This is a genomic window from Hydrogenophaga sp. GW456-12-10-14-TSB4, assembly GCF_059424305.1.
The window spans coordinates 1-7,370 of the sequence record NZ_JBWKZH010000122.1 but is presented as its reverse complement, the minus strand read 5'-3'; the positions used below and the strand labels follow the sequence as shown (position 1 = coordinate 7,370).

The window sequence follows — 7,370 nt, the reverse complement described above, 5'->3', positions numbered from 1 at the left end:
AGCGCACGGGGGGCAGGGGCAGGGGGATGTCGCGCACGAGTTGTTCGACGAGGCGGAATTCGCTGGCGGAGAGGCCGGCGAAGTCGGCGTGGCGCAGGCGCTGCTGGTCGCTGGCGGTCATGGCGGCGTCGAACTTGAGTTCGGTTTCGCCCTGGTTGGGGGTGCGTGCTTTGAGGCCGGCGACGCTGAGGGCCTCCTGCACGCGGGCTTTGCGCCGCACGGGGTGGGCTTTGGCGGCTTTGGGGAGCATCTGGGCGAGCAGTTGCTGGGCGAGTTCGGGGTTGCGGAAGAAGGCCTCGAACATTTCGCCGAAGACGCCGATGTCCTGCTGGCGGCTGACCATGACGGCTTCGAGGGCGGCGCGCAGGTCGTCTCTGCGCTCCAGGCCCACGGCTTGTGCGGCGGTGACGGCGAGGACGACGCGGCTGCTGTCCACGGGTACACCGGCTCGCCGCAAGGCCCTGCCGAAGGCGGTGATGTGGTCGGGGAGTTTCCCGCTTCTGGCGTCGCCCAGGATCACGGCTGTCCTTGTTTTTTTATGCCTTGCGCCTCGCGCTGACGGCTGGCGTGGTCCGCGTTCTCCGGCGCTGCTCGCGGGCGACTGCCCGGGTCCGCCACCGTCCCTTCGTCAACACCACCATCCGTCGAGAGTGACATGCAGGCGTGCAAAGCTTCCACAACCATCACACAGGCTCAGGCGCCAACAACTGATCCAGCATCGGCAACAGAGCCGCCACATCCTCCCGCTGCTTGAAGAGGATGCCAGCGGTGTCCTGGATCACTTCGGGGTCCAGCGTCAGTGTGTCCAACGCCACCAGGGCCTTGGCCCATTCCACACTCTCGGCGATGCCGGGACTGCGCTGAAAGGCGTTGGCGAATGGCTGGTTGCGCAGACGGGAGACAAAGCGCGTGACCTGCTCGGTCAGCGCCGCACTCGCCTCGGGCACCTGGCTTTTCACAATGGCCAGCTCGCGCTCGCGCTCGGGGTAGTCCAGCCACTGGTACAGACAACGGCGCTTCACCGCGTCGTTCAGGTCGCGCGTGCGGTTGCTGGTGAGGATGGTCAGCGGCGCCGCCACGGCTTTGATGGTGCCGAGCTCGGGAATGCTCACCTGGTACTCGCCCAGGTACTCGAGCAGAAAGGCCTCGAACGGCTCGTCGGCCCGGTCCACCTCGTCAATCAGCAACACCGCGCCCGGCTCCGGCGTCTGCAAGGCCTGCAGCAGCGGGCGGCGGATCAGGTAACGCGCCTGGTAGACCTCGCGCTCGATCTCGTCGGGCGTGGCCGTGGCCTGCGCCGCGCGCATGTGCAGCAGCTGCGCGGTGTGGTTCCACTCGTAGAGCGCCTCGCGCTGCTCCATGCCGTCGTAACACTGCAGGCGCAACAGCGGGCGGCCCAGCACCTTGGCCAGCGCCTTGGCCAGCTCGGTCTTGCCCACCCCGGGCTCGCCTTCGAGCAGCAGCGGGCGCTGCAGGCGCATTGCGAGAAATACAGCGGTGGCCAGCCGCCGGGGAGCGTGGTAGCCCACGCCCTGCAGGGCGTGGCTGAGGCCGTCGATGCTGCCGGTGTCGTCGGGCACCCGGGTCATCCGTTGGCGTGACGCACCGCCACCTGCGTCTGCACCGTCACCAGGTGCGCCCGGTAGGCCGCGCTGGCGTGCAGGTCGCCGCTCATGTCGCCGGCGTCGATCTTTACGTCCTTCACGGCTTCGGGCGTGAAGCTCTTGGCCAGGGCCGCTTCCAGGCCGGCATGGCGGAACACGCCGTTGCCGGTGCCGGTGATGGCCACGCGCGGGCCCGAGGGCGTGAGCGCCACGAACACGCCCACCAGCGCGAAGCGCGAGGCCGGCTGGCGGAACTTGGCGTAGGCCGCCTTGGTGGGGATGGGGAAGCGGATCGCGGTGATGATCTCGCCCGGCTCCAGCGCGGTGGTGTACAGGCCCTGGAAGAAGTCGTCGGCCGCGATCTGGCGCCGGTCGGTCACCACGGTGGCGCCCAGGCCCAGCACGGCGCTGGGGTAGCAGGCGGCCGGGTCGTTGTTGGCCACCGAGCCGCCCATGGTGCCGCGCGCGCGCACCTGGCGGTCACCGATGCCGTCGGCCAGCGCGGCCAGCCCGGGGATGTGCTTGCGCACGTCAGCATTGTTGGCCACGTCCTGGTGGCAGGTCATGGCGCCGATGACCAGGGCCTGGCCCTCGACCTTGACGCCGCGCAGTTCGGCCACGCCGCCGAGGTCGACCAGGTTCTCCGGGCGCAGCAGGCGCTGCTTCATGGAGGCGATCAGGGTCTGGCCGCCGGCCAGGGGTTGCGCGCCCGCGCCGCTGAAGCGCTTGGCATCGGCCAGGGTCTTGGGCTGTTCGAGTGTGAATGCGTACATGGTGTGTCTCCTCCGGTTCAGGCCTTGGCCCGTTGGATGGCTTCCCAGACGCGGCTGGGGCTCGCGGGCATGTCGATGTCCTTCACGCCCAGGGGCGCGAGGGCGTCCAGCACGGCGTTGATCACCGCCGGCGGCGAGCCGATGGCACCGGCCTCGCCGCAGCCCTTGGTGCCCAGCGGGTTGGTGGTGCAGGGCGTGACCACGTGGCCGAGCTTGAAGTCGGGCACGTCGTCGGCGCGCGGCATGGCGTAGTCCATGAAGGAGCCGGTGACGAGCTGGCCGGTGTCGCGGTCGTACACGCAGTGCTCCAGCAGCGCCTGGCCGATGCCCTGCACCAGGCCGCCGTGCACCTGGCCTTCCACGATCATGGGGTTGATGATGGTGCCGAAGTCGTCCACCGCGGTGAAGCGGTCGATGCGCACCACGCCGGTGTTCGGGTCGATCTCCACCTCGCAGATGTGCGTGCCGGCCGGGAAGGTGAAGTTGGTCGGGTCGTAGAACGCGGTCTCGTTCAGGCCCGGCTCCAGCTTGTCCAGCGGGTAGTTGTGCGGCACGTAGGCGGTGAGTGCGACCTGGCCGAAGGTGACCTTCTTGTCGGTGCCCTTCACCGTGAACTCGCCGTTGGCGAAGTCCACGTCGGCGTCGCCGGTTTCCATGAGGTGGGCCGCGATCTTCTTGGCCTTGGCCTCGATCTTGTCCAGCGCCCGCATGATGGCCGCACCGCCCACCGAGATGGAGCGCGAGCCGTAGGTGCCCATGCCGAAGGGCACGCGGCCGGTGTCGCCGTGCACGATGTCCACCTGCGAGGGGTCCAGCCCCAGGCGCGAGGCCACGACCTGCGCGAAGGTGGTCTCGTGGCCCTGGCCGTGGCTGTGCGAGCCGGTGAACACCGTCACGCTGCCGGTGGGGTGCACACGCACCTCGCCGCACTCGAACAGGCCGGCGCGCGCGCCGAGCGCGCCCGCCACGTTCGACGGCGCCAGGCCGCAGGCCTCGATGTAGCTGCTGTAGCCCACGCCGCGCAGCAGGCCCTTGGCCTTGGAGGCGGCCTTGCGCTGCTCGAAGCTGGCCACCTCGGCCAGTTCGTTGGCCTGGGCCATGCAGGCCGGGAAGTCACCGGTGTCGTACTGCAGCGCCACCGGGGTCTGGTAGGGGAACTCGGTGATGAAGTTGCGGCGGCGGATCTCGTCCTGCGACAGGCCGGTCTCCCACGCGCAGCGGCTCACGATGCGCTCCAGCAGGTAGGTCGCCTCGGGCCGGCCGGCACCGCGGTAGGCGTCCACCGGCGAGGTGTTGGTGAACCAGGCGTCCACCTCCACGTAGACCTGCGGCGTCTTGTACTGGCCCGCGAGCAGCGTGGCGTACAGGATGGTGGGCACGGCGGTGGAGAAGGTGGAGAGGTAGGCACCGAGGTTGGCGTCGGTGTGCACGCGGAAGGCGAGGAAGTGGCCGTCCTTGTCCAGCGCCATCTCGGCGTGCGTCACGTGGTCGCGGCCGTGCGCGTCGCTCAGGAAGGCTTCGGAGCGGTCGCAGGTCCACTTGATCGCGCAGTTGAGCTTCTTCGAGGCCCAGGTGAGGCACACGTCTTCGGCGTACAGGAAGATCTTGGCGCCGAAGCCGCCGCCCACGTCGGGCGCGATCACGCGCACTTTGTGCTCGGGCAGGCCGAGCACGAAGGCCGTCATCAGCAGGCGCTCCACGTGCGGGTTCTGGTTGGCCACGTAGAGCGTGTAGTCGTCGCCCGCGCGGTTGTAGCTGGCGATGGCCGCGCGCGGCTCCATCGGGTTGGGCGCGAGGCGGTTGTTGACCAGGTCGATCTTGGTCACGTGCGCGGCGCCGTTGAACGCGGCGTCCACCTGGCCCTTGTCGCCGATGGCCCACTTGTAGCAGTGGTTGTCGGCGGCGGCCTCGTGCAGCGCGGGCGCACCCGGCTTCATGGCATCGCGCACGTCCACCACGGCAGCCAGCGGCTCGTAGTCCACGTCCACCAGCTCGGCGGCGTTCTTGGCGTTTTCCAGCGTGTCGGCCACCACCATGGCCACGTGGTCGCCCACGTAGCGCACCTTGCCGAAGGCCAGGATGGGGTGGGGCGGCTCTTTCATGGGCTGGCCGGCGGTGTCGGTGATGAGCCAGCCGCAGGGCAGGCCGGCGATCTTGTCGCCGGCCACGTCGTTGCCGTCGAGCACGCCGATGACGCCCGGCGCCTTGAGCGCGGCGGCCTTGTCGATCTTGCGGATGTTGGCGTGCGCGTGCGGCGAGCGCACGAACACCGCGTGGTGCATGTTGGGCAGCACGATGTCGTCGGTGTACTGGCCGGCGCCGGTGAGGAAGCGGTAGTCCTCCTTGCGCTTGAGCGATTCACCGATGTGGGGGAGTTTGGAGAAGTCGGAAGCACCCATGGTCGTTCTCCTCAGGCCTTCATGGCGGCAGCACCTTGCTGCACGGCCTTGACGATGTTCTGGTAACCGGTGCAGCGGCACAGGTTGCCTTCGAGCAGCTCGCGGATCTCGGCGCCGGTGGCGCCCGGGTTCGACTTGCACAGGCTCACCGAGCTCATCACCATGCCCGGGGTGCAGAAGCCGCACTGCAGGCCGTGGCACTCCTTGAATGCCGCCTGCATCGGGTGCATGGTGCCGTCGGCGGCTGCCAGGCCCTCGATGGTGGTGACCTCACAACCGGCCGCCTGGGGCAGCAGCATGTTGCACGACTTGACCGCGCGCCCGTCCAGCAAGATCGTGCAGGCGCCGCACTGGGCGGTGTCGCAACCGACGTGGGTGCCGGTGAGCTTGAGGTGTTCGCGGATCGCCTGGACCAACAGCGTGTGGGGCGGCGCGTCGATGGTCACGGCTTTGCCGTTGACCCTGAGTTGAACCTGCATGCTTGTCTCCTTGTTGTGATGGGGCACCAACAAGTTGAGCACGCCGCCCGGGCGGTGATTTGCGGGTTAACCCTGAAAACCCGTCGCGCCCACCAATCATTCTCAAATTGAGACGGCATCGCGGCCGTGCCGTGCGACCGCCCTGTGCAGATGGCGTCGCGACCGGCCCTTTACTTGAACAGTTTCTTCAATTCCGTGAATTGTTTGTAGAAATCGGGATGCTCTTTCTTGAGCTTTTCATATTGGGGCAGATTCTTCCAGCCGAGACAGCTCTTTTGAGCATGGGCGCTGCGCAACTCGAACAGCATGCCCTGCTTCCATTTTTTGTAATTGCTCGATGGGGCGCAACCTTTGAGGTGGATCTTGAGCAGCGTGCTGAATTCGATCAATTTTTCACAGAAATCGACGTTTGCGTGACCTGCTAGGAATGAAGATTTCAGCGTGGTGCCTATGAGAAGGCTGGTATGGATCAAAATGGATTGCGGCGTAAGATTCAGAATTAATATCCTCAGATCGGGGGGTGATTCTTTGTCTGCGATGAAATTGATCAGCAGGGAAAGAAGTTTCTCTGAAGTATCTTGAATGCTTTCTAGTATGTGATAGGGGCGGTACTTTTTTCCCGGTGATTCCTCCAGTTGCAAGATGCGCTGCAACCATGAAATCAGCTCCGGCTGGCTCATGTTGCAGGTCAGTGCCTTGAGTTGGCATTTCTTCAGGAAGGCAATCTCATACTGGGGTGCATGCTTCACGATGGTGGCGTACAGCAACTGGTGGTGGGCAGGCGACAGTGCGACGAAGTACCGGTTCAGGGGGTGAGGTTCAAAATATGAAGGTTTGTTTGCGGCCACGGATTTGTTGAAAATGATGTATCTTTGAATTATTTGGTATTCATTTTCATTGTTGTCCAGGCACTGGATGAGCTGCTCGAAAAGCTCGGCGATCTCATGCTCTGGCCTGGGTTGGCAGGGCGTCGGCTGATTGGGATCTTCCAGGTGGCATTCGGACGGGACGCAGACCTTCTTGTTTTCTAGCGGTATGACGGGGTGGGGGAACCCGAAATCGACATTGTTTCTGAGGTGTGCAATTTCAATTTCCATTCCAATCTCAACCCCATAGCGCATGAACTCCATCACCAGATATCGCTGGGGTTGGTAACCGCCGAAGGGGTTGTAGGGGAGATAGGGGAACAGGGAATTCTCGACCTGCTGAAGCAATCCATTGACGTCGTGCGTGTTGACCGGCTGATGGCTCACGCCGGCCCCTTCGAAGAGAAGGCCCTGTTGTTCCTTCTGTGCCAGAAACTGCTCCATGTCCTCGAACTCTTTCTTGTTGCCGCGTTGTTTCCAACGCTTCGCATGCTCTTCCCGGGAAATATCGTAGGAAAAATCAACATCCACATGGCGGTCGTTGATGGCTGAAATCATCGTCAAACTCCTCTGAAAGAAGGTGAAAATCATTTGCTAAAGTTGAATTCAATGTTGAACAATTGATTGAACTCGGTGTGGATATTACATCATTGGTAGTACATGTGGGGCGCCGCAGGCGCGCCCGGCGAGGTGCTGGGGACCGTCCCAGGCGGCCTGTTTCAGCGCCCCGGCAGCCGGTGAAACCGCATCGTCCAGTTGGCCTCCCAGTTGCGGCCGGCGTCGGCCGAAAACGCCTGCTCCCAGAGCGGCGAGGCGGTCTGTGTGCCGGTCCAGCGAAAGCGCACGCGGATCGGGCGGCCGTCGAGAACGTCTTCGGCGAAGAAGGTGCCCACGCCCCGGTCGAAATGGCCCACCACCGGCACGTCCAGCTGGTGGGGCTGGCGCCCGTCCAGCCACCAGATCGACCAGCGGCCGGTCTGCGGGTTGTGGCTGCGCAGCGTGGTCGCGCGGTAGCTGCCGCCGGGCAGGTGGAGCAGGTTGTCGTCCACATTGCCCTGGCCGCCCAGCACGGGCCAGACGGTGCAGGTGCCGTCGAAGCGCTCCCACTCGGTGCAGCCGCGCAGGCGTTCGCGCAGGCGGTGGTGCTCCACGCACCAGTGGCCGTGCAGGAAGTCGAAGTCGTGTTCGCTGGTGTTCATGGGGTGGCTCCTTCAGGCGTGCAGGGCGGAACGGGCGGTGGGGGTGAGGC

6 protein-coding genes and 1 pseudogene are annotated in these 7,370 nt (G+C 65.3%); all 7 read right to left on the bottom strand.

Features of this window, described 5'->3' with window-relative positions; genetic code table 11:
* Positions 1–520: pseudogene (locus AC07ZS_RS29280) on the bottom strand (vWA domain-containing protein); the annotation flags it as partial.
* Positions 521–683: 163 nt separating this feature from the next.
* Complete coding sequence (locus AC07ZS_RS29275) at positions 684–1,589, bottom strand: AAA family ATPase (protein ID WP_494801953.1); 906 nt, start codon at positions 1,587–1,589, stop codon at positions 684–686.
* Positions 1,586–2,377 (bottom strand): FAD binding domain-containing protein, encoded by a 792-nt coding sequence (locus tag AC07ZS_RS29270; RefSeq protein WP_494801952.1) that lies wholly within the window; start codon positions 2,375–2,377, stop codon positions 1,586–1,588. Before AC07ZS_RS29270 ends, AC07ZS_RS29275 begins: the two co-directional genes overlap by 4 nt.
* A gap of 17 nt (positions 2,378–2,394) precedes the next feature.
* Positions 2,395–4,776, bottom strand: a complete 2,382-nt coding sequence (locus AC07ZS_RS29265; RefSeq protein ID WP_494801951.1) for a xanthine dehydrogenase family protein molybdopterin-binding subunit — start codon at positions 4,774–4,776, stop codon at positions 2,395–2,397.
* Between the two features lie 11 nt (positions 4,777–4,787).
* A complete protein-coding gene (locus AC07ZS_RS29260) occupies positions 4,788–5,255 on the bottom strand; it encodes a (2Fe-2S)-binding protein (protein ID WP_494801950.1) in 468 nt (155 codons plus the stop codon).
* A gap of 170 nt (positions 5,256–5,425) precedes the next feature.
* Positions 5,426–6,679: a hypothetical protein gene (locus tag AC07ZS_RS29255; RefSeq protein WP_494801949.1), complete on the bottom strand. Its 1,254-nt coding sequence runs from the start codon at positions 6,677–6,679 to the stop codon at positions 5,426–5,428.
* 161 nt (positions 6,680–6,840) lie between these two features.
* Positions 6,841–7,320, bottom strand: a complete 480-nt coding sequence (locus AC07ZS_RS29250; RefSeq protein ID WP_494801948.1) for a DUF1579 domain-containing protein — start codon at positions 7,318–7,320, stop codon at positions 6,841–6,843.
* Between the last annotated feature and the right edge of the window lie 50 nt (positions 7,321–7,370).

Coding starts and splice junctions, on each gene's coding strand:
- AC07ZS_RS29275 (WP_494801953.1), bottom strand. CDS start 1,589: ATGACCCGGGTGCCCGACGACACCGGCAGCATCGACGGCCTCAGCCAC.
- AC07ZS_RS29270 (WP_494801952.1), bottom strand. CDS start 2,377: ATGTACGCATTCACACTCGAACAGCCCAAGACCCTGGCCGATGCCAAG.
- AC07ZS_RS29265 (WP_494801951.1), bottom strand. CDS start 4,776: ATGGGTGCTTCCGACTTCTCCAAACTCCCCCACATCGGTGAATCGCTC.
- AC07ZS_RS29260 (WP_494801950.1), bottom strand. CDS start 5,255: ATGCAGGTTCAACTCAGGGTCAACGGCAAAGCCGTGACCATCGACGCG.
- AC07ZS_RS29255 (WP_494801949.1), bottom strand. CDS start 6,679: ATGATTTCAGCCATCAACGACCGCCATGTGGATGTTGATTTTTCCTAC.
- AC07ZS_RS29250 (WP_494801948.1), bottom strand. CDS start 7,320: ATGAACACCAGCGAACACGACTTCGACTTCCTGCACGGCCACTGGTGC.